This is a genomic window from Nocardia terrae (genome assembly GCF_009760405.1).
GTDB lineage: Bacteria > Actinomycetota > Actinomycetes > Mycobacteriales > Mycobacteriaceae > Nocardia > Nocardia terrae.
Genome location: NZ_WRPP01000003.1, coordinates 600,978 through 621,505, shown reverse-complemented (window position 1 = coordinate 621,505; position 20,528 = coordinate 600,978). Strand labels below are relative to the sequence as shown.

Here is a 20,528-nt window from a genome sequence, read left to right as displayed (position 1 = left end):
TGTGGGTTTCGTGGACACGCTCAAAGGCTTGGTCGGCAAGGGCAAAGAGGTGGCGGCCCAGAACGCCGAGAAGATTGAGCAGGCCGTCGACAAGGCCGGCCAGGTGATCGACGAGAAGACCGGGGGGAAATTCTCCTCCCAGATCGACAAGGGCGCGGAGGCGGTCAAGAACGCCATTCCGACCGAGCAGGCGGCCGAGGCTCCTGCCGAGGCGGCCGCGGAGTCAGCACCCGCCGAGGCGGCGGCCGAACCCGCCCCGGCGCCGGAAGCGGCGCCGGAACCCGCTCCCGAGGGCGAGAAGCCCGCGGAGTAGTCGTACCGGTCGTTCCACGGGCCGTTCGGAGGCAGGCGAGAGGCGTTGCTGACCCGAACGGCCCGTTGGCTTTTCGCGGGTTCTGTAGGTTACGGGGATTTGTCGGTGGGCGGACCTAGACTGCTGTTATGGGGTCCCGCAGGGATTTCGGGGGTATCGAGGTTGGGCTGACCAACCTCGACAAAGTGCTGTATCCGGCCGTCGGGACCACCAAAGGCGAGGTCATCGACTATTTCACGGCGATCGCGCCCGCTTTGCTGCCGCATATCGCCGAGCGGCCCGTGACGCGCAAGCGGTGGCCGAACGGGGTCGAGGAGCAGTCGTTCTTCGAGAAGAATCTGGCCGAGCACGCGCCGAAATGGTTGGAGCGGAGGACGGTTCAACATTCCGACCGGCCGGTGACTTATCCGCTCATCGACAATGTCGCGGGCATGGCCTGGCTGGGCCAGCAGGCGGCGCTGGAACTGCATGTGCCGCAATGGCGTTTCGACGGCGCCGAGGTGGGGGACATCACGCGCCTGGTCTTCGATCTGGATCCCGGTCCGGGGGCCGGGCTGGCGCAGTGCGCCGAGGTGGCCTTGATCCTGCGGGATGTGGTGCGCGAGGTGGGGTTGGCGGCGTACCCGGTCACCAGCGGCTCCAAGGGGATTCACGTCTATGTGCCGCTGGATCGCAAGCTCGGGCCCAACGGGGCCTCGGCGGTGGCCAAACAGGTGGCCACGAACCTGCAGCAGCTGCGGCCGGAGCTGGTGACGGCCACTATGTCCAAGGCCGCGCGGGGCGGGAAGGTGTTCCTGGACTGGAGCCAGAACAATCCGGCAAAGACCACCATCGCGCCCTACTCGCTGCGCGGGCGGGTCGAGCCGTGGGTCGCCGCGCCGCGGGCGTGGGAGGAGATCGAGAAGCCGAAGCGGTTGCGGCACTTACGGTTCGAAGACGTGCTGCGGCGGTGGGAGGAAGACGGGGATCTCCTGGCAGGGCTCGACGAGCCGCTGCCCGAAGAGCCGGACCAGGTTCTGCCCGAACCGGTTCCGGACCGGCTCGACACCTACCGTTCCCTGCGCGATCCGCGGCGGACGCCCGAACCGGTGCCGCCGGGCCCGCCCGCCGCCGGACCGGGGAATCGGTTCGTGGTGCAGGAACACCACGCGCGGCGACTGCACTGGGACCTGCGGCTGGAACGCGACGGCGTGCTGGTGTCCTGGGCGGTGCCCAAGGGCCCGCCGACCGATACCGGCGAGAACCGACTGGCCGTGCACACCGAGGACCATCCGATGGAGTACCTCACCTTTCACGGGACGATCCCCAAGGGCGAGTACGGCGGCGGCGAGATGACCGTGTGGGACACCGGCACCTACGAGACCGAGAAGTGGCGCGACGACGAGGTCATCATCTGGTTGCGCGGGGAGCGGCTCGACGGCCGGTACGCGCTGATCCAGACCAATGGGAATCAGTGGCTCATGCACCTGATGAAGGACCAGTCGCGCCCCGGCGCGGAAGGCAATGGGGCGAAGCCGGTTTCGCCGCCGCGCACGCCCGCGCCCCTGCCGCACGGCCTGACGCCCATGCTGGCCACGCCGGGCGATGTGACGACCCTCGACGCCGAGCACTGGGCCTTCGAGACCAAGTGGGACGGGTTCCGCTTGATCGCCGAGATCGAGGACGGGGCGGTGACCTTGCGCAGTCGCGCCGGGCATGTCGTCACCGGGAAATACCCCGGCGTGGCGGTGCTGGGGTCCGAACTGTCCGGCCACAGTGCGGTGCTCGACGGCGAGGCGGTGGTCTTCGACGACCACGGCGGGGCGAACCTCGGTCTGCTGCGGGAGGATTCCAAGCGCGCGGTCTTCCTGGCCTTCGACCTGCTGTATCTGGACGGGACCTCGCTGGTGCGCAAGCGCTACGACGATCGACGGCGGGTGCTGGAAGCCCTTGCCGCACAGGCGCGTTCGCTGATCGTGCCGCAGCAGCTGAAGGGTTCGGGCGCGGAAGCCCTGCGCTACAGCCAGGATCACGGCATGGAGGGTGTGGTCGCCAAGCGGCGGGATTCGGTCTACCTACCGGGGCGGCGGGGCCAGTCGTGGATCAAGACCCGCAATTGGCGCACGCTGTCGGTGGTGGTCGGCGGGTATCGCCGTTCGGAGGTGCGGCAATTCGCCTCGCTGCTGGTCGGTGTGCCGCACGAGGGGGAGTTGTACTACCTCGGCCGGGTGGGCACCGGATACAGCGAGCAGGAGATGAGCGAGCTGGCCGATCGCCTGCGCCGCCTGGAACGCAAGACCAGCCCGTTCGGCAACGAGCTCACCGCCGACGAGCGCAAGGACGCGGTGTGGGTGACCCCGAAGCTCACCGGCACGGTCCGGTTCATGAACTGGACCGAGACCGGACGCCTCTGGCATCCGGCCTGGATCCCCAGCTCCGACTAGCAATTACCCGACTCCCGGGAACTCTCGGGGGCAAGCCCCTGAAACCCTGTGGAGGTCAGGCGGTCTTCTCCAGCAGCGGCACGATGGTGTCGATATCGGTGACGATGGCATGCCCCTGGAACGCGAAATCGTCCCAGGCGCGCTGCTTTCCGGCCTCGTCGCGCCCGCCGACGCCGTCGCGGATCACCACCGGCAGGAAGCCCAGATCGGTCGAATGGCAGACCGTGGGCGCGATGCCGATCTCGAGGGCGACACCGACGATGGCGTACGCGCCGATGCCGAGGTCGCGCAGGGTGGAGGCCAGCGGCGTGCCTTCGAAGGCCGACATGGAGGTCTTGTCGAAGACGGTCTCGCCTTCTTGGGGCTGCAACTCCGGAACCAGGTGGAACCCGGGGGTATCCCGCTGCAGGATCGGCACGACCTGGTCGGCACTGTCCACGCCCTGCCAGCTCATCGCCATGCGCAGCGCGAACGAGCCCATGAGGCGCTTCGGCAGGAAGATGTGCCGCAGGAAGATCACCGGGTAGCCGCCGCGCCGGGCCGCCGCCACGACCTGCGCGACCCGCTCGGTGATCCGCGGCCCGTCCTCGAGCTGTGAGAGCACCCCGACCTGCATGTCGTACACGACCAGCGCCATCCGTTCCGGAGCGCACACATCCTCGAGTGTCTCCGGAATCTCGAGCCCGTTCCCGTGCCGCATCTGACCTCCGCTATCGCCTTGGGTCCCAGCTACTTTCGCTCCACTGTAGGCGCTACGCGGCGGCCCGGGCGCTCCTGGGCGAGCCCGGGTCTGCGACCAGTCCGGTGTCGATGAGGCTGGCCGCGGTGTCGTAGAGGGAATCGGCGAGCGGGCGCATCGTCCAGCCGAGTTCCTTCTCGGCCTTGGCGGCGCTGAGGTTCTCGTGGCGGCCGAGGAACCGGGCCGCGAGTCGGGCATCGGGATTGAAGCGGGCGACCAGGCGGACGAGCCAGTCGGGGAGGACGCGGGTGGAGACGCGGTAGCGCTGCGCGAGGATCTCGGCCATGGCCGGGAAGGTGGTCTCGGGTCCGGCGCAGATGTAGCGGTTTCCGGCGGCCGCGGGGACTTCCATGGCCAGACGGTGGGCGACGGCCAGGTCGCGGACGTCGACGGTGGCGAAGTTGAGGCGTGGGACGCCCGGCATGTCCCCGGCCAGCACGGTCCGGATGCCGCCGACCGACGTGCCCGCCTCGGCGCGCAGGACGGGTCCGATGATCATGCCCGGATTGATCACGGCCAGTTCGAGTTCCGGGTGTTCGGCGACGAAATCCCAGGCGGCGCGCTCGGCCAGGGTCTTGCTCTTCTGATAGGCGTCGCAGCGCGCGGTGTCGGACCAGTCGGCCTCGGTGAGCGTGTGGCCCTCGTTCCCGACCTCGACCGCCGCGATGGACGAGGTGACGACGACGCGTTCGACTCCGGCAGCGGCGGCCGCGCGCAGCACGCGCAGGGTGCCGTCGACGGCCGGGCGGACCAGTTCGTCCTCGTGCTTCGGTTCGGCGGCGGGGAACGGGGAGGCGGTGTGCACGACGTAGCGGCAGCCCTCGACCGCCTCGGCCCACCCGGCATCCGATCCCAGATCGGCCTCGACCAATTGGGCCCCGGCCAGCACGTCGGCCACCGCGGCGGCGCGTGCGACCGAACGCACGGTGCCGCGCACCCGGTAGCCGCGACCGAGCAATTCCTGAATGACATGACCTGCGACGAAGCCGGACGCGCCGGTGACGAGAACGAGATCGGACATGGGCCGTACCCCAATCTGAGCAGTGTTTAGAATCTGAACAATGTATAGATTGCGGGGCCGTGGATCGTCAACCCCTTACGCTCGACCCATGCCGCCCAAGGACCGCTATCACCACGGAGACCTCCGCGAGGAACTACTGCGCGCCTCTCTGCAGCTGATCGAGTCCGAGGGGCTGGCCGCGGTGAGCCTGCGCAAGGTCGCCCGGGAGGCGGGCGTGAGCCCCGGCGCGCCGTACCACCACTTCGCCGACCGTGCCGCCCTGATGTCCGCGCTCGCGGCCCGCGGGTTCGAACTCCTCGGCGCGGCAATGACTTCCGTCCGGGAGACCGCCCCCGACCCGCGCGCCGCCCTCATCGCCATGGCCATCGGTTACGTCGACTTCGCCCGCGATCACGCCGCCTATTTCCGGATCATGTTCCGCCCCGAGCTGTCTCAGCCCGAGAAGCACCCGGACACCGAGGCGGCGGGCGACGCCGCCTTCGCCGTCCTCGAATCCACCGTCGCCGAGGCCGTCGCGTCCGGCTTCCTCCCCGCCGCCGACGCCGAGACGATGGCGCTGGCCTGGTGGTCGCTGGCCCACGGCATGGCAGCCCTCACCGTCGACGGCAAATTCGCTCTGCGCGCCACCCAGTCCGGCACCACACCGCAGGAGCTGACCGCCCGCATCACCCGAATTTTCGCCGACCTCATCGACGGACGCGGCTCGAGCGGGCACTGATGGGTTAAGTTCGAAACATCCCACGCGAGCGGAGGATTCGACGATGACGGCAGTGCACGGGGAATCGCTCGACATTCGGACGCCCGACGGTGTCGCCGACGCGTACGCGGCGTATCCCGACGATGGCCGCCCCCACCCGGGCGTGCTGGTGATCCAGGACGGTTTCGGGCTGCGCCCCAACCTGCGCGCGCTGGCCGATCGCATCGCCGCCGAGGGCTACACGGTCCTGCTGCCCAACGCCTTCTACCGGCACGGCCGCGCACCGGTGATCGACCTGCCGGATTTCATCGACCCGTCGCAGCGGCCGGAGATCTTCCAGCAGGTCTTCCCCATGATCCGCGAGCTGACCCCCGACCGCCTGCGCTCCGACGCCGACGCCTACCTCTCCTGGCTGGCCGCGTCCCCGCGGGTCACCCCCGGAAAGGTCGGCGTCACCGGCTACTGCATGGGTGCGCGCCTGGCCGTCCTGACCGCCGCGATGTTCCCCGAGCGGGTCGGCGCGGTGGCCGGCTTCCACGGCGGCCCCCTCGTCACCGACACCCCCGACAGCCCGCACCTGACCGTCGGAAACATCGCCGCGGAACTGTATTTCGCCCACGCGGGCGAGGACCGGCACATGACCGCGGACCACATCGACGCGTTCGACAAGGCCCTCGAGGCCGCCGGCGTCACCTTCCGCACCGAGGTCTACCCGGGCGTCCAGCACGGCTACACCCAGGCCGACACCGCCGCCTACGACGAGGAAGCGGCCGAACGCCACTACCGCGAACTATTCGCCCTGTTCGCCCGCACCCTGCGCCCGTAGCGGATTCGCCGCCCAGCCCCGCCGATCAACTGTTCCGCCAGGTCGCCCGCCTGCCGAATACCCGCCCGGAACGCATCCGGCCAGCCCGCGAGCACGTCCGGATCGGCTGCGTACCTGGTGAACACGCCGATCGCGCCCGCGCCGGGCCCGCACCGCACGATGCTCCCGGCCCCCGCACCCGCGGACGTCCCGACAATCCCCAAATCGATTTCCCGGGCATTCCCGTGCCTCAGTGCGTGCTCGTGGGGTCAGGGGGTTGTGACCGGGGTGGTGCAGCTGGCGGGGGGATCGACGAGGGTGCAGTCGGTGGGTTTGCGGGTGGGGAGGTAGTCGGTGGGGTCGCCGTTGGCGGTGATGATGGTGCGGTAGGTGGCTACTGCGTCGGTGGCGGTGCGGGTGAGGGTGGGGTCTGTGCGGACGTTGACCGTGTAGAGGCCGAATCTTGGTGTGTAGGAGGACCATTCGTAGTTGTCGGTGAGGCTCCAGTAGTTGTAGCCGATGATGTTCATGCCGTCGGATTTGGCGCGTTGGAGCCAGTAGACGGTGTCTCGGAGGTGGTCGGAGCGGGTGTAGCCGTCGGGGCGGGGGTGGGCGTCGTCGGTGGGCATGCCGTTTTCGACTATCCACAGGGGTTTTCCGGGGAAGCGTTGTGAATAGTGCTGCAGGGCAAAGTAGATGCCTTCGGGGTAGACCGGGAGGTCCCACATGCCGGGCGGGGTGGCGGGGGTGTTCGCGGCCGCGAGTTGCGGGGGTTCGTAGCCGAAGTAGTAGTCGATGCCGATGAAATCGAGTTTGTCGCCGATGAGGTCCATGAGCGGTCCGTTGACCTTCGACTCCGCGCCGGCGACGTAGCCGACATTGCTGGTCACCTGCGCGCCGGGCTGCACCTGATGGATGTAGTCGTAGATGCTGTTGTGCGCCTGCGCCACCTCGCTCAGCATCTGGTCGGCGTCGGTTCCGTTCTTCGTCACCTCGTGCATGATGTAGGCGACCGGCTCGTTGACGGTCACCCAGACCGGGGCGCGCGGCGCGTAGCGGTCCACGACCTTGCGCATATTGGTGAGCCAGTCGGCCACCATGCCGGGGTTGCGCCAGCCGCCCCGATCGGCCGCCCAACCGGGATACACCCAGTGGTCGAGGGTCAGCATCGGGCGCATACCGGCCGCCACGATGGCCTCGACCACGTCGTCGTAGTACTCGAAGGCGGCCGGATCCCACACTCCGGGTTGCGGTTCCAGCCGTGCCCATTCGATGCCGATCCGAAACACCTTGACGCCGAGCCGCTGCGCCAGGGCGATATCGGATCGAAACCGATCCCGGAAGTCGACGGAATCACCGAGCCGGTCCCAACCCGGATTGGCCTCGATATAGCGAGTCCAATTGCTGTCCGGTGACTGGCCTTCCGATTGGAATCCGGAAGCCGCCACGCCCCAGAGAAAGTCGTCGCCGAGCACACTGACCTGACTTTCCGGTGCGGTGCGGGCGGCCCCGGGGACCAGCAGCAGGGTGGCGGCCATAACGAGCCCGGCCGTGGCGAGACAGCGAAATCGAGTGCGCATCAGCACTTCCCCGGGAGCAGCACTCGAAATGAGTGAAAGCGGTAACTTACTCCTGGATAGCTGACATTTATTGCGGGGATGTGCCAGGTCGATAGTGGTTTGGCATTACCTCGCCGAAGGATTCGAGTCCGGCGCGCCAGGCGGCGGCGAGGTCGGCGTCATCGGGAAATCGGCCGTCGATTTCCAGGCTCACCATGCCGTGAGCGAACGCCCACAATGCCCGGGCGCGTGCCGGATCGCCGCCGACCGCCGCCGCCAGCGGTCGCGCGGTGCGCTCTTCGAGGCCCGCGGGAAGCAGATCCCGGCGCAGCGGGCGGTAGTTCATGAGCCGGTAGACGTGGGGATGGCCGATGGCGTAGTCGCGGTACGCCGCGGCGATGCCCGTAAGCCCCTGCGGGACAGCCGCTTCCAGCGCATCGGCGATCTCGGCGAAGCCGTCGGCCACCACCAGGTGCTCGAGCGCGGTCTTGTCGGGGACGTGCTTGTAGAGAGAGGGCGCCTTGATCCCCAAGACCTCGGCCACATTTCGCATGGTCAGCGCCTCGGGCCCCTGCTCGTCCAACAGCGCGCGAGCGGCCGCGGCGATCTGCCGCTGCCGCTCGGTGAGCGTTCCGTTCGGGTCAGCCACGGATGAATCCGTCCGCGGTGCGCAGCCCGTACCCGGCGCTGCGGTCGATGCCGATGTGCAGCATCCAGGCCACCAGGAAGGTGAACAGGGCCGGAATCTGCAGGGGGCCGAAGGCATACGCGATGGCCGGCGCCAGCGGGATCCAGGTGCGGTGGGCCGCGTTGTAGAACGGCACCGCCCGACGGGGCAATTGCCCCTGCCGCACAGGGTCTTTCGCGCCGATGGCGGCGAAGAAGGTGAGGTCGGGAGCGATGAGTCCGGCCACCAGGGCCAGCCAGGAGCCGGTGCCGTGGTTGACGCCCTCGACGACCGCGAAGGCGGCCAGGAACAGGGTCCAGGCGATCCACGCGGCCTTGCGGACAGCGGCGGGCAGGCGGTGGTCGGTGGTCGACAGGTTGGCGGCGATGGTGGTCATCGGACCCTCCGAGGGCTTCGAGCAGGGGCTAACGTTGTTAGCCACTACGGTAAGGCTAACGCCGTTAGCCTGTCAACCCCGGAGGTGTCAGGCGGCCATCGGCTCGGCCGCGGGCTCGATCGCCCCCTCGGACGTCTCCGGGCGAAAGCCCGGCAGGTACCGATCCACGAATGGGATCATCAGCTGGATAAGCGGTCCGATGCCGAACGCGTAGACGACGGTGCCGACGCCGACACTGCCGCCCAGGATCCAGCCGACCGACAGCACCGTCGCCTCGAGTCCGGTGCGAATGAGCCAGACCGGTCTGCCCGAGCGCCGGACCAGACCAGTCATCAGTCCATCGCGAGGCCCCGGACCCATCCCCGCGCCGATGTAGAGCACCGTCGCCACCGCGTTCAGCACCACCGCCGCGGCCATCGCCCCGATCCGCACCGGCAGCGCGTGCGGCTCCGGCAGCAGCCACAATCCCGCGTCCACCGACACCCCGATGACCACGACATTGCTGACCGTGCCCAGACCGGGCCACTGTCGCAAGGGAATCCAGAACAGCAACACCACCGCACCCGTGATCGCCACGATGGTGCCGAAACTCAGCGGCACCTGACCGGCCACACCCTGGTGGAACACATCCCACGGGTCCAGGCCGAGCGCCGCGCGAATCATGACGGCCATGGAGAAGCCGTACAGCCAGAGTCCGACATACAGGGCGAAGAGGCGGCGCAACAACATTGACCGAGCATGCCCGCGACTGGCATGCAGTCGGTAGATCCAGTTGGCAATCCCTGGACCTCGAATTGGCTACATACTTCGGTACTAGAAACCGCGCAACACCATGGTCACGACGCGCCCGAAGTCGTTGACCGGCGGACACGCCAGCAGTAGCTTTGGATCTCCGATGCGCTGGAGTTCTATCGGCGCACAGTGCGGGTCCGTGGTCTGGAGCGTCGGGCGATACGACGCTGGAGGGCGTTATGCGGCGGGATGACGCATGGTCGGGGGCGCACGCGCGGGGAATGATGCGGCGCCCGAGGGGATTTCGGCACTGGTGGCGCGCCGGGCTGATCGCCGCGGTCGCCCTCGTGGCGGCGGCGGTCGTGGTGCCCCGCACCCGCGCCGACCTGCCCTACCCGGATGACGATCCGTTCTACGCGACCCCGATCTCGTTGGGCGAGTATGCGAACGGGGCGATCCTGAACTCCCGGCCGATCGCCGTCTTCGGGCTGCCGCTGCCGGTCGCGGGCTGGCAGGTGCAGTACCGGACCACCGACTCCGCCGATCGGGCCGCCGCCGACGTGGCGACCGTGCTGGAACCCATCACGCCGTGGAGCGGCCCCGGCGACCGGCCGCTGCTGTCGTTCCAGATCGCCGAGGACGGTCTCGGAACCCGTTGCGCGCCATCGTTCGCGCTGCGTGGCGGGCGGGACTTCTCGATCGCGACCACCCTGCTGGATGTGCCCTTCCTGGCCGAGGCGCTGCGCCGCGGCTGGGCGGTGGTGGTGTCCGACTACGAGGGACCGCGGTCTCGATTCTTCGACGGCGTGAACTCCGGCCGGGCGGTGCTGGACGGCGTGCGCGCCGCTAAAGCCTTTGCACCGCTGGGTATTACCGATTCCAGTCCGCTCGGGGCCTGGGGCTACTCGGGTGGGGCCTTCGCGACCCTGTGGGCCATGCAGCTGCGGGCGGGCTACGCTCCCGAACTTTGGTTCGCGGGCGTCACCTCCGGCGGCGTGCCCACCGACATACCCGCCATCGCGCGCGGAGTCGACGGGAGTTACCAGGCCGGACTCGCGATGCTCATCCTGATTGCCCTGGCGCGCAACGATCCCGGTTCCGGCCTCGCCGGCGTCCTCAACGACAGCGGGCACACGCTGCTGGCGCAGGAGGCCGCCGCGTGCGGCGGCGATCTGGTGGTGCGGCACGTGTTCGGGCACATGGACGACTACTCGAACGTGCCGGAAATCCTTGACAGCCAAGCCTTTCTGGTGGCCGGCAACCATCAGGAGCTGGGCGGCTGGGCGCCCGACGTGCCGCTGTACCTGTATCACAGCAATGCCGACGACGTGATTCCCCCGGCGGGCTTCAACGCCCTGGTGGCTCGCTACTGCGCGTTGGGCGCGACCCTCACCGCCGTGCACAGCCCGATACCGGGCCACAACCCCGCGGCCATCGCAGAAGCGTTGGGGGCCATGAACTTCCTGTCGGACCGCTTCGCGGGCCTACCCCTGGTTGCCGGGTGCACCGTGCGCTGAACCCAGCCCGGCGCACCCGACGTCTGGGTTAGTTGTTGCCGGGCTCGGACCACTTGGTGGTGCCGGGCGGGGCGGCCAGCGTGCTGATCAGGTCGATACCGGCGATGAGCAGTGCCGGGCCGCCCACGACCAGGGTGCCGATGACCGCACCGAGGCCCGCGGCGAGCGGTACCGTCGCGAGGCCGAACGCACCGCCCGCGAATCCGAGGAGGCCGATGCCGGCGCCGATGGCCAGGCCGACGAAACTGCCGATGGCGGTGGCGATTCCGAACTGGCCGTTGAAGGCCTGCATGGCCCGGTTGTTCTCGCCGAGCGAGGCCACCGGGTGCAGCGCCGGCGTGGCCGCCGCGACGTCCTTGACCGCGGTGATGCTCAGGGTGGTGCCGTCCTGGCTGACGCTGGAGGGCATGGCGTAGCTCAGGCCGTCCTCGGCGAAGGACAGCGGCATGGTGAGCAGGATGTCGCCCGCGGTGTCCTTGATATTCACCGAACCGCCGGCCAGTTCGAAGCTGCCGTTGGTGAGGGTGGTGACGACGGTATTGCCGACCAGTTGGGCTTGGTAGCCGATGTCCGGGACGCCCGAGTCGGCGTGTGCCACACCGGCTCCGGCGATGGCGACCGCGGTGACAACCGGGGCCGCGACTGCGGTGATCTTACGCAGCATCATGGGTGTTCCAATCTTCATCAGGTTTTCGTGGCAACACAAGGCTCGGCTGTGTAATTCCCCCTTTATGAATGCGAGAGCCGTGTTGCGTCAGCAACGCGTTCTATCGAGAATCACGGTAGCGCGCGACACCGACGCGCAGGATAAATTTCGGCTCGAGACTTACTGAAACAGCAGTTCGACACCGATTCCCAGGGCGCACACGAAAGCCACCACCAGCAGGGCCACCACGTCGGCGCGGCCCGGCGAGCCGGGACGGGCGGTCAACTCGCCGGTGCCGCCGCGCGTGGTGATGGCCTCGCCGAGTTCGCCTGCGCGACGGGTGGACACGGCCATGCTCGCGGTCAGAATGTCGACCAGCGGGTTCTCCGAGGCGCGGTGCACGAGCGAATCCTTGGGCCGCAGTTTGCGAGCCGCGCGCAGGATCCGCATCTCCTCGAGCAGCAGGGGCAGGCCGCGCAGGGTCAGCGCCACCACCACCGCCCACTCGTCGACCGGAACGGTGCGGCGGACGCCGTCGCGAGTCCAGCCGATCTTCTTCAGCGGCGCACCGAGTTTCGCCAATGCGGGAGCGATCTCACCCATGGGGGTCGTCCAGGCGACCAGGAAGGTCGAACCGAGCAGCAGGAATCCGAACACGATGACCTGTGCGTAGCGCACCAATGCCGACACACCGACCGGTACGTTGATGGCCGCGCCGAGGAGAACGCCGATCCACACCCACCACGGGAAGCGCGGCAGGGTGCCCAGCGGCAGTTTCGCGATCACGAACACCGTGCTCAGGAACAGTGCGGCGATACCGAGCAGCCACCAGGACGGGACGAACATGAGCAGCAGGCTGAAGGCGAAGACGCCGATCATCTTGGTACCGGCCCAGAGTCGGTGCACGGGGCTGTCGACGGGGACTTCGCGCAAGACGACACTGCTCATCGGATGCCTCCGCTGAAATCGTGGGCCGGGACGTGTGCGGCCGCATCGGACTCGACGAGGCGTCCGTCGCGCAGGTGAACGGTGCGGTCGCACACCGCGGCCATATCCGCGACGTCGTGTGAGATGACGATCAGGGTCAGCCCCGAATCCCGTAGTCGGGCCAGCAGTTCCACCACTCCGGCGCGGCCGCCAGGGTCGAGTCCGGCGAGCGGCTCGTCGAGCACCACCACCTGCGGGTGACTGGCCACGATCGCCGCCAGCACCACGCGTTTGGCCTGCCCGCCACTGAGCCCCTCGACGGAATGCGAGGCGAGTCCGCGATCCAGGCCCACCGCGTCGAGCGCCTTGGCGACCGCGTAGGTGCCGCGACCGCCCCAATCCTCGATCTCCTCGCCGACGGTCTGGCGTTGCAACTGCAGCCGGGAATGCTGAAAGGCCAGCTGCACGGCCCCGATTCGCTTGTGCACGGGACGGGTCTTGGTGAATTCGTGCAGGTCGCAGGTGCCCGCCGTGGGCATGGTGAGCCCGGCCATGATCCAGGCCAGCGTGGACTTGCCGGATCCGTTGCCGCCCACGATGAGCAGCGCCTCGCCGCGGCGCACGGTCAGATCGATGTCGTGCAACGCGGGGGCTTCCCACGGGGTGCCGCGGTTGTAGGTGTGTCCGACGCCGCGCAATTCGAGAACGGGTTCACCCATCGGACGCCGGCGCGGATCGCTGATCGGGCGCGGCCAGGCGGGCAGGTGCTCGACGGCCCGGCCGTTCGCCAGATGGACCACGCGGTCGGCGGCGGCCGCGTCGGCCTCGTGATGGGTGACCAGGACGACCGCCATCCGATGCCGTCGCGGCAGAGCCGCCAGCAGCGCGACCAGATCGCGGCGGCCCTCCGGATCGATCATCGAGGTGGCCTCGTCGGCGAGCAGCAGCGTGGGCCGCCGGGCCAGCGCGGCCGCCACGGCGAGCCGCTGCTGCTGGCCGCCGGACAGCGTCGCGGTCTCGCGTCCGCCCATGCCCGCCAGGCCGACCTCGGCGAGCAGCGCGTCGATATCGACCTCGGCGGCGTACTCGGTGGGCAGACCCCACACCACGTCGTCGGCGACGAGCACGCCGAGGGTCTGGCTCTCGGGGCGCTGCAGCACCATGGCGGTGCCGCCGCGCACCCCCAGGCCCGCCGCACCCGGGCGGGTGACAGTGCCGGCCGTGGGCGGACGGCCCGCGAGAATCCTGGTGAGCGTGGACTTTCCGGACCCGTTGTGGCCCACGACCGCGACGAACTCGCCGACGTCGACGGTGAGATCGATACCCTGCAGGGCATCAGCGCGCGCTCCCGGATAGCGGAACGCGACCTGCCGCAAGGTGACCGGCAGCGGCGCCACCGGCCGGTCGTCGTCGGGCGCGTCGAGCAGGTCGTTGCGGCCCGGCAGCCAGGTCAGCCGGTCCAGCACCGATCCCAGCACGAACCACGAGAAGACGCCGCTGGCCACCATCGCCGCGATGATGCCGCCGCCCACGAACGCCCACCACCAGTGCAGCACCGTATCGGTGAGGTCGCTGACGGCCCTGCCCAGCGGCTCCAGCGAAGACTGCCGCGCCGCAAGGTTTTCCACGCCCTTGGCCAGGTTGCGAATATTGTCGAACAACAGGTGCCGCGACTTCGCGAGCGCCAACAGCATCCCGACCGTCAGCACCGCCATGATGATCCCGGCCAGCGCCGACAACGCGGTGGCCGCGGGCAGCCCGCGCCCTCTGCGCTTGACCGTCCCGATGATCCCGCCGATCACCGCTACCCCGACCAGGTTTTCCGCGGACAACAGCCCGGCCGCCACGAAGGTGACGAGCGTCCCCGCGATGGCGGTCGCAAGCTGCGTCCGAAACCGGTACCGATGCGCCAGCAAGCCCATCGGCACCGCCGCCACCAACTGCAGCGCCGCGGCGAAAGGCACCAGCGTCCCCAGGGTCACCAGCCCCACGGTCGCCCCGCCCAGCACGGCGGCCGCCGCCAGCTCGATCGGCCGCAGCGCGCCCGTGGGCAGCGCCCCCTCGGAACTCCCGGTCCGGCCGTCACTCAGCCCACCGCGAATCCGGTACGAATCGGTCACGCCTACCAGTCTGCCGTGTCCCCGCCCCAACCCACCGCTCCCTCTCAACATCTCCACAGACTCATCCCCCCGTGCCCACACCCTCGAACTCACTGGGTTCGGGGTGGGTGGTCGAGGGGCGATTCGCTGTTCAGGAGCTGATCGGGGTGAAGGTGTAGTCGGTGAGGTTCAGGGTGCGGGTGCGGCGGCGGTAGCTGCGGGTGGTGCCGGGCCAGTTGTTGGTGATGCGGCCCGACGGGGTGCGATACCAACTGGTGCAGAAGTTCCAAGGGGTTCGGGCGAGTCGGGATTGGAGGGCCTCGTTGAAGTCCCGTTCGGGGGTGGGGAGGACTTCGAGGTAGGTGGCGGGGTGTTCGGCCAGGAGTTGGATGGCGTGGCGGATGTAGCGGGCCTGGGATTCGATCATGTAGATGATGGAGCCGACGCCGAGGTTGGTGTTGGGGCCGTAGATCATGAACATGTTCGGGAACTCGGGGACGGTGATGCCGAGGTAGGCGTGCGCGCCGTCGGACCAGACGTCATCGAGGTTGCGGGAGGCTCTGCCGCGAATCTTCATGGGCCACAGGAACTCCGTGCCCTTGAAGCCGGTGCCGTAGATGATGACGTCGGCTTCGTGCAGGACGCCGTCGGCGGTGCGGAGGCCCTCGGGGACGATTTCGGTGATCGCGGTGGTCTCGACATCGACATTGGGTTCGCACAGGGCGGGATAGAAGTTGCTGGAGAACAGCCCCCGCTTGCAGCCGATGGGGTAGTCGGGGGTGAGCTTGGCGCGCAGGACCGGGTCGGTGACCTGTTCTTCCAGGTGCTTCTCCGCCATGCGGGAGACCATGCGGACGATGCCGGGAAACTCCACCAGCCCCAGCGCCACGAATTCGCCGATGAGCCACCAGGAGAAGCGTTCCGCCACCGGCATTCCCGGGATCTCGACGAGGATCCGCTGATGCACCGGCTTGTAATCGGTGTCGAACTTCGGCAGGACCCAGGGCGCGGTGCGCTGGAAGAGGGTCAGATGCTCGACGACCGGCTGGATCTCGGGCACGTACTGGATGGCGCTGGCCCCGGTCCCGATGCAGGCCACGCGTTTTCCGGCCAGCTTCACGTCGTGATCCCACTGCGCCGAGTGGAACGATGCCCCGGCGAAGAGCCCGATCCCCGGAATCGACGGCATGGCGGGCCGCGACAGCTGCCCGACCGCGGGCACCAGCACATCGGCGGTGCGTGCCACCCCGTCCGAGGTCAGCACCGTCCACCGCCCGGTCGACTCGTCGAATTCCGCCTCGGTCACCTCGGCCCCGAACACGATGGCGTCGAGCAGGTGGTGCCGCTCCGCGACCCCGCGCATGTACGCCCAGATGTCCTCGCGGGTCGAATACCGCTGCCGCCACTTGGGTTTGGGTTCGTGCGCGAACGAGTACAGCGGTGACGGCACATCGCAGGCCGCACCGGGATAGGTGTTCTCCCGCCAGACTCCGCCCAGGTCGGCCGCCTTCTCGAGGATGGTGAACTCGTGGAAGCCATTGCGCTGCAACTCGATCGCCATGGCGAGCCCGCCGAATCCCGCACCGATGATGATGACCGACGGCATTGTGGTGCTCCTCACATCGAAGTCCCTTTTCACTGTAGGAGCGAGCGTTCGATTTAGTGGGCGAGAAGATCGAGAATTTCGGCCATAATCAGGCTATGGGCACGGAGCAGGAGGCGGGGATCAGGGATTGGGACTTCCCGCGTGGGGTGGCGAGCGTCGCGCTCATGGCGGGATTCGCGCGTGAGCACGGGGTGCCGCTGGCGCGCATGCTGCAGGGCAGCGGGCTCACCGAGAAACAGCTGGCCGACCCGGACGCGCAGATCGACGCGCACACCGAGCTCGCGGTCATCCGGAACCTGGTGCGGGAGTTGGGGGCGCGGCCGAATCTGGGCCTCGAGGTCGGACGGCGGTATCGGATCTCCACCTTCGGCATCTTCGGATTCGCCTGCGTGTCCAGCCCGACCCTCGGCGAGGCCATCGCCTTCGCGCTGCGCTACCTCGAGCTGAGCTTCACCTTCTGTATTCCGGCGGCCCGGGTCCGGCCGGGCGAATTCGTGGTCCACGACGAGCGGGTGCCCGCGGATGTGCGGCGCTTCCTGGTGGAACGGGATGTGACGGCCATGCACCAGGTGCTGTCGGACCTGCTCGGCCACCCCGTCGAACTCCTGCGCGCCGACTTCGACTTCCCGGCCCCGCCCGACCTGGACCTCTACACCGAAATCTACGGCCTGCAGCCGCATTTCGAGCAGCCGCACACCACCTTCACCCTGGACCCGGCGATACTGGAGCAACCGCTGCCCCAGGCCAACGACCACACCTGGGCCATGTGCCTGGCGCAGTGCCGGGACCTGGTGTCCCGTCGGCGCGCTCGCACCGGCATCGCCGCCGAGGTGCGGGGGCGGCTGGTGCCGCGCGGCGGATTGGACGGATTCGCGGTGCCGCCCGGAATCGATCTCGTGGCAAGGGATCTCAATATGAGCACCCGTACCCTGCGCCGCCACCTGGATGCCGCGGGCACCAGCTACCGGCAGCTGCTGGACGAGGTGCGGCGGGCGCTGGCGGAGGAAATGCTCACCGCCACACCGCTTTCGGTGAGCGATGTGGCGATCCGGCTGGGTTATGCGGAGGCGTCCACCTTCATTCACGCCTTCAAACGCTGGACCGGCACGACCCCGTCGGTCTACCGCCGCGCCGCGATCACTCCGCCGGTTCGCTGAGCCAGCCGCCCATGGCGATGGGCCGGAACATGGACAGCAGCCCGGCGTCGGTGACGGAGTGGAAGACCAGCGACGGGTCGGGCGCGAAGTCGATCGGCACGTGTCCCGGTGCGGCCGTTTCCCATTCGCAGCCGATGGTGGAGGACACGCTCGGCGCGACGATCAGCGGCTTGCCCGCGAACTGCGTCATGAGCCCGGCGTGCACGTGGCCGGTGAGCACGGCCGCGATGCGCGAATCGCGGGCCACGATCTCGGCGAGGCGTTCGGGATTGGTGAGGCGAATGGGGTCCACGACGGTCGACTGCACGGCCACCGGCGGATGGTGCATGGCCACGAGCACGGTGTCGTCCGCGGCGGTCTGCGCGAGCGCGTCCTCGAGGAAGGCGTAGGTGACCTCGTCCAGATGGCCCTCGGGCTTGCCGGGAATGCTGGAATCCAGCAGTACGACGGTCAGCCCGTCGCCGCGGTGCACATTGTTGATGGGCTCGTAGTTCGGGTCCTGCCCGAAGAGCACCTGCCGCATATTGCCGCGATCGTCGTGATTGCCGGGCAGGACCAGCACGGGCAGATCGGAAGCGAGCGCGAGGCGCGCCTGCCGGTATTCCTCCACCTCGCCCTCGTCGGCGATATCGCCGGTGACGACGATCAGATCCGGTCGCTGCGGCAGCTCGGCGAGAAAGGCCATCACCCGTTCGACGCGTTCGACATTGCGTGCGCCCATATTGAAGTGGGTGTCACTGAGCTGAGCCAGCAGAACCATCGGCGTTCGCTTTCTGTGAAGGGCCGCATCGTTGCGCCCGGCTGTGCCGCCGCACCGCGGTCACCTCGAACAGGCTAATTGACCTGCCCCGATGTGAACCGGTGAGACCCGCCACCCAATATAGCGAACCAATATCAATGGGCGGTCGGTGTGGTGTCGGCCATGAGTTCGCTTGCGCTGCTCAATAGTTGCCGAGGATCGGCGGTGACGGACTCGGCGACGGGTTGCCAGAAATCGGCTCCCGGCTCGGCCTCGAGTTCCAGTAGACCATTCGGACGCCAGGGTGCGTCGAGGGTCAAACGCCACGAATGCAGATGGGTGCGCTCGAACGCGCCGGTCCTGTCGAAGAGCGGATCGCCGACGATGGGGTGGCCGATCCAGGCCAGGTGCACGCGAATCTGATGCCGCCGACCGGTGATCGGGCGCAGCGCCAGGACGGTGTGGGAATCGGTGCGGGCGACCGTGGCGAATTCGGTCACCGACGGATAGTTCTTGCCCGCGAGCACATCCTGCTCGTCCACCAGCCAGGTGTCGCCCGCGCGGCGAATGCTCTCGCGGGGCGCGGCGATTCGCACCCGATTCTTGCGGCCGACGCTCAACGGCAGGTCGATCACGCCGCGATCGGGCAGGCCGGTGGACGCGGTGACGGCCAGATACGCCTTCTGCGCGGTGCGCTTGTTGAACTGGCGGGTCAGCACGCCGTGCGCGGGCAACTCCTTGGCCAGCAGGACGAGACCCGAGGTGACCTTGTCGATGCGATGCACCGGATACAACGTCTCGCCTTGTGCCGCCGCCATTTCCACGATGTCGGTGTCGTGGCGCTCACCCGTCACCGAGATCCCGGCGGGCTTGTTCAACGCCAAGACCGCCTCGTCCTCGAGGATCAGGCACTCTTTCCGCAGTTCGGGCCACGACATTTCCACGCGACCCAGCGTAATCAGCCGTCAGGCGGTGGCCTTCTCCAGCTCGGCCAGACCGTTCTCCAAATAGCCGATCATGCGATCCAGATCCGGCACCGTGCGGCGGCAGCCGACGAGCCCGAAATCGAGATTGTCGCCATTGGTGGTGACGGTGATGTTCATGGCCTGCGATTCGAACGGGATCGACAGCGGGTAATTGGCGTCCAACCGCGCGCCCTGCATATAGACCGGTTTCCGCGGCCCGGGCACATTCGAGATCACCAGGTTGAACGGCATGCGCGGCAAGGCTTCGAAGCCCGGTAGTAGAGACACCCCGAGCGGCGTCATCAGGGCGGCCGACAGCAGCATCGCCTCGAGCTTCGGCAATTGCGTGAACACCTGTTTGGCATTGCGCATGGAAGTCCGGATGACCTCCAGCCGCTCGGCCGGATCCTCGATGTGCGTGCCGAGATTCGCCAGGCAGGCCGCGACCATATTGCCCTCGGAGGTATCGGATTCGGCGGCGCTACGCACGTTCACCGGCACCATGGCGATCAGCGGCTCGTCCGGCAGTCCGTCGTGATCGATCAGGTAGGAGCGCAGGGCGGACGCGCTCATGGCGAGCACCACGTCGTTGACCGTCGCGCCGGTGGCGAGGCGGACGGCATTGATGCGCTCGAGCGGCCAGGACCGCACGGCGATGCGCCGGGCCCCGCCGATGGAGGTGTTGAGCATGGTGCGCGGCGCGGTCATCGGCAGGGTGAGGCGGCCGTCGATGGCGCCCCGCAACGGTGCGGCGATCGATCCGGCGCCGCGCAGCATCCGCGGCACGGCCCTGCGCATCTGCGCCCACGGGCTTTCGGGTTCGGCGCTGTCGTCGCGGATCACCGGCGCGGTGCCCCACGGCACGCTCAGCCGGGTGTCGAGGGGGTCGTCGGTGAGGGTGCGCTGCATCAGCCGCATGGCCGAGACGCCGTCGATGAGGGCGTGGTGCATCTTCATGTAGACCGCGAAGCGGCCGTCGGCCAGGCCCTCGATGAGCCGGCCCTCCCACAGCGGGCGGTGCCGGTCGAGCAGGATGCCGTGCAGGCGCTCGGTGAGATCCAGCAGATCGGCCATGCCGCCGGGCGCGGGCAGGGCGGATCGTCGCAGGTGGTAGCCCAGATCCACGGTCTCGGCATGGGACCACGCGAGGCTGGAGAAGCCGCCGAGCAATCGGCTGGGCCTGCGGCGGAAGCGGGTGCGGACCTCGGTCTTCGCGGCCATGGCGGAGAAGAGCTCGTGGGTGTATTCGGGGCCCGCGTCGGCGGGCGGTTCGAACAGTTGCAGGCCGCCCACGTGCATGGGGTGCTCGCGGGATTCGATGGCCAGGAAGATCGCGTCGATCGGGTTGAGAAGATCCATGGGAGCGCCTGAAACGTGAGGGCAGAACTGCCCGGGCGGAGCACGGTGCGGCGACGCTGCCCCCCTGCGTTAACGGTGAATCAGGTTACCACTGTATATGATTCGCATCACTCTCGCCCGGCGAGCAAACTCTCGGCAGCGCGAACTCCGGGGTCGGGTA

19 protein-coding genes are annotated in these 20,528 nt (G+C 68.4%); 6 read left to right on the top strand and 13 right to left on the bottom strand.

Translation table 11 applies throughout. The annotated features are described in order from the left end of the window. Window position 1 precedes the first annotated feature (1 nt). The gene (locus GPX89_RS46250; RefSeq protein WP_407939409.1) at window positions 2–313 is read left to right on the top strand and encodes an antitoxin; all 312 of its coding nucleotides are present in this window, start codon (window positions 2–4) and stop codon (window positions 311–313) included. A gap of 128 nt (window positions 314–441) precedes the next feature. Continuing rightward, window positions 442–2,736 (top strand): ATP-dependent DNA ligase, encoded by a 2,295-nt coding sequence (locus GPX89_RS18090; RefSeq protein WP_157388739.1) that lies wholly within the window; start codon window positions 442–444, stop codon window positions 2,734–2,736. A gap of 55 nt (window positions 2,737–2,791) precedes the next feature. On the opposite strand, the gene GPX89_RS18085 is transcribed toward GPX89_RS18090, so the two are convergent. Then, window positions 2,792–3,436, bottom strand: a complete 645-nt coding sequence (locus GPX89_RS18085; protein WP_157388737.1) for a cysteine hydrolase family protein — start codon at window positions 3,434–3,436, stop codon at window positions 2,792–2,794. Window positions 3,437–3,488: 52 nt separating this feature from the next. After that, a complete protein-coding gene (locus GPX89_RS18080; protein ID WP_157388735.1) occupies window positions 3,489–4,496 on the bottom strand; it encodes an NAD-dependent epimerase/dehydratase family protein in 1,008 nt (335 codons plus the stop codon). Between the two features lie 88 nt (window positions 4,497–4,584). On the opposite strand from GPX89_RS18080, the gene GPX89_RS18075 reads away from it, so the two are divergent. Further along, entirely contained in the window at window positions 4,585–5,214 is a 630-nt protein-coding gene (locus tag GPX89_RS18075) for a TetR/AcrR family transcriptional regulator (RefSeq protein ID WP_157388733.1), read from the top strand. Window positions 5,215–5,257: 43 nt separating this feature from the next. Then, window positions 5,258–6,019 (top strand): dienelactone hydrolase family protein, encoded by a 762-nt coding sequence (locus tag GPX89_RS18070; RefSeq protein ID WP_157388732.1) that lies wholly within the window; start codon window positions 5,258–5,260, stop codon window positions 6,017–6,019. Window positions 6,020–6,267: 248 nt separating this feature from the next. Here GPX89_RS18070 and GPX89_RS18065 read toward each other — a convergent pair whose 3' ends face one another. The 4 genes from GPX89_RS18065 to yczE form a co-directional block, all read right to left on the bottom strand. After that, window positions 6,268–7,578: a family 1 glycosylhydrolase gene (locus GPX89_RS18065; RefSeq protein ID WP_157388730.1), complete on the bottom strand. Its 1,311-nt coding sequence runs from the start codon at window positions 7,576–7,578 to the stop codon at window positions 6,268–6,270. Window positions 7,579–7,645: 67 nt separating this feature from the next. After that, entirely contained in the window at window positions 7,646–8,206 is a 561-nt protein-coding gene (locus tag GPX89_RS45915) for a TetR-like C-terminal domain-containing protein (protein WP_328601951.1), read from the bottom strand. Beyond that, on the bottom strand, window positions 8,199–8,621 hold the full coding sequence (locus GPX89_RS44665) for a DUF4260 family protein (protein ID WP_235947489.1): 423 nt from the start codon (window positions 8,619–8,621) through the stop codon (window positions 8,199–8,201). Before GPX89_RS44665 ends, GPX89_RS45915 begins: the two co-directional genes overlap by 8 nt. A gap of 87 nt (window positions 8,622–8,708) precedes the next feature. Next, on the bottom strand, window positions 8,709–9,350 hold the full coding sequence (gene yczE, locus GPX89_RS18050; protein ID WP_157388727.1) for a membrane protein YczE: 642 nt from the start codon (window positions 9,348–9,350) through the stop codon (window positions 8,709–8,711). A 287-nt stretch (window positions 9,351–9,637) separates the two neighbouring features. Here yczE and GPX89_RS18045 point away from each other — a divergent pair, with 287 nt between their 5' ends. Continuing rightward, on the top strand, window positions 9,638–10,870 hold the full coding sequence (locus GPX89_RS18045; protein WP_207710596.1) for a lipase family protein: 1,233 nt from the start codon (window positions 9,638–9,640) through the stop codon (window positions 10,868–10,870). Between the two features lie 28 nt (window positions 10,871–10,898). Here GPX89_RS18045 and GPX89_RS18040 read toward each other — a convergent pair whose 3' ends face one another. The 4 genes from GPX89_RS18040 to GPX89_RS18025 form a co-directional block, all read right to left on the bottom strand. Beyond that, window positions 10,899–11,537 (bottom strand): ammonium transporter, encoded by a 639-nt coding sequence (locus GPX89_RS18040; RefSeq protein ID WP_157388723.1) that lies wholly within the window; start codon window positions 11,535–11,537, stop codon window positions 10,899–10,901. A 159-nt stretch (window positions 11,538–11,696) separates the two neighbouring features. Then, window positions 11,697–12,464 (bottom strand): energy-coupling factor transporter transmembrane component T family protein, encoded by a 768-nt coding sequence (locus tag GPX89_RS18035; RefSeq protein ID WP_157388721.1) that lies wholly within the window; start codon window positions 12,462–12,464, stop codon window positions 11,697–11,699. After that, window positions 12,461–14,533 (bottom strand): ABC transporter ATP-binding protein, encoded by a 2,073-nt coding sequence (locus GPX89_RS18030; RefSeq protein ID WP_235947626.1) that lies wholly within the window; start codon window positions 14,531–14,533, stop codon window positions 12,461–12,463. The genes GPX89_RS18035 and GPX89_RS18030 overlap by 4 nt, the downstream gene beginning before the upstream one ends. A gap of 160 nt (window positions 14,534–14,693) precedes the next feature. Further along, the gene (locus GPX89_RS18025) at window positions 14,694–16,148 is read right to left on the bottom strand and encodes a flavin-containing monooxygenase (RefSeq protein WP_157388718.1); all 1,455 of its coding nucleotides are present in this window, start codon (window positions 16,146–16,148) and stop codon (window positions 14,694–14,696) included. 95 nt (window positions 16,149–16,243) lie between these two features. Between GPX89_RS18025 and GPX89_RS18020 the strand changes: the two genes are divergently transcribed. Next, entirely contained in the window at window positions 16,244–17,305 is a 1,062-nt protein-coding gene (locus GPX89_RS18020) for an AraC family transcriptional regulator (RefSeq protein ID WP_157388716.1), read from the top strand. On the opposite strand, the gene GPX89_RS18015 is transcribed toward GPX89_RS18020, so the two are convergent. The 3 genes from GPX89_RS18015 to GPX89_RS18005 all read right to left on the bottom strand — a co-directional run bounded on the left by GPX89_RS18015 (window position 17,286) and on the right by GPX89_RS18005 (window position 20,368). After that, window positions 17,286–18,065 (bottom strand): metallophosphoesterase, encoded by a 780-nt coding sequence (locus tag GPX89_RS18015; RefSeq protein WP_157388715.1) that lies wholly within the window; start codon window positions 18,063–18,065, stop codon window positions 17,286–17,288. The two genes, GPX89_RS18020 and GPX89_RS18015, sit on opposite strands and share 20 nt — an antisense overlap. A 134-nt stretch (window positions 18,066–18,199) precedes the next feature. Further along, complete coding sequence (locus GPX89_RS18010) at window positions 18,200–18,982, bottom strand: RluA family pseudouridine synthase (RefSeq protein WP_157389144.1); 783 nt, start codon at window positions 18,980–18,982, stop codon at window positions 18,200–18,202. Between the two features lie 27 nt (window positions 18,983–19,009). After that, on the bottom strand, window positions 19,010–20,368 hold the full coding sequence (locus GPX89_RS18005) for a WS/DGAT/MGAT family O-acyltransferase (protein ID WP_157388713.1): 1,359 nt from the start codon (window positions 20,366–20,368) through the stop codon (window positions 19,010–19,012). Window positions 20,369–20,528 lie beyond the last annotated feature (160 nt).

Excerpts from the sequence above, each read along its gene's own strand:
- GPX89_RS18090 (WP_157388739.1), top strand. The coding sequence starts at position 442 with ATGGGGTCCCGCAGGGATTTCGGGGGTATCGAGGTTGGGCTGACCAAC.
- GPX89_RS18085 (WP_157388737.1), bottom strand. The coding sequence starts at position 3,436 with ATGCGGCACGGGAACGGGCTCGAGATTCCGGAGACACTCGAGGATGTG.
- GPX89_RS18080 (WP_157388735.1), bottom strand. The coding sequence starts at position 4,496 with ATGTCCGATCTCGTTCTCGTCACCGGCGCGTCCGGCTTCGTCGCAGGT.
- GPX89_RS18075 (WP_157388733.1), top strand. The coding sequence starts at position 4,585 with ATGCCGCCCAAGGACCGCTATCACCACGGAGACCTCCGCGAGGAACTA.
- GPX89_RS18070 (WP_157388732.1), top strand. The coding sequence starts at position 5,258 with ATGACGGCAGTGCACGGGGAATCGCTCGACATTCGGACGCCCGACGGT.
- GPX89_RS18065 (WP_157388730.1), bottom strand. The coding sequence starts at position 7,578 with ATGCGCACTCGATTTCGCTGTCTCGCCACGGCCGGGCTCGTTATGGCC.
- GPX89_RS44665 (WP_235947489.1), bottom strand. The coding sequence starts at position 8,621 with ATGACCACCATCGCCGCCAACCTGTCGACCACCGACCACCGCCTGCCC.
- yczE (WP_157388727.1), bottom strand. The coding sequence starts at position 9,350 with ATGTTGTTGCGCCGCCTCTTCGCCCTGTATGTCGGACTCTGGCTGTAC.
- GPX89_RS18045 (WP_207710596.1), top strand. The coding sequence starts at position 9,638 with ATGCGGCGCCCGAGGGGATTTCGGCACTGGTGGCGCGCCGGGCTGATC.
- GPX89_RS18040 (WP_157388723.1), bottom strand. The coding sequence starts at position 11,537 with ATGATGCTGCGTAAGATCACCGCAGTCGCGGCCCCGGTTGTCACCGCG.
- GPX89_RS18035 (WP_157388721.1), bottom strand. The coding sequence starts at position 12,464 with ATGAGCAGTGTCGTCTTGCGCGAAGTCCCCGTCGACAGCCCCGTGCAC.
- GPX89_RS18025 (WP_157388718.1), bottom strand. The coding sequence starts at position 16,148 with ATGCCGTCGGTCATCATCATCGGTGCGGGATTCGGCGGGCTCGCCATG.
- GPX89_RS18020 (WP_157388716.1), top strand. The coding sequence starts at position 16,244 with ATGGGCACGGAGCAGGAGGCGGGGATCAGGGATTGGGACTTCCCGCGT.
- GPX89_RS18015 (WP_157388715.1), bottom strand. The coding sequence starts at position 18,065 with ATGGTTCTGCTGGCTCAGCTCAGTGACACCCACTTCAATATGGGCGCA.
- GPX89_RS18010 (WP_157389144.1), bottom strand. The coding sequence starts at position 18,982 with ATGTCGTGGCCCGAACTGCGGAAAGAGTGCCTGATCCTCGAGGACGAG.
- GPX89_RS18005 (WP_157388713.1), bottom strand. The coding sequence starts at position 20,368 with ATGGATCTTCTCAACCCGATCGACGCGATCTTCCTGGCCATCGAATCC.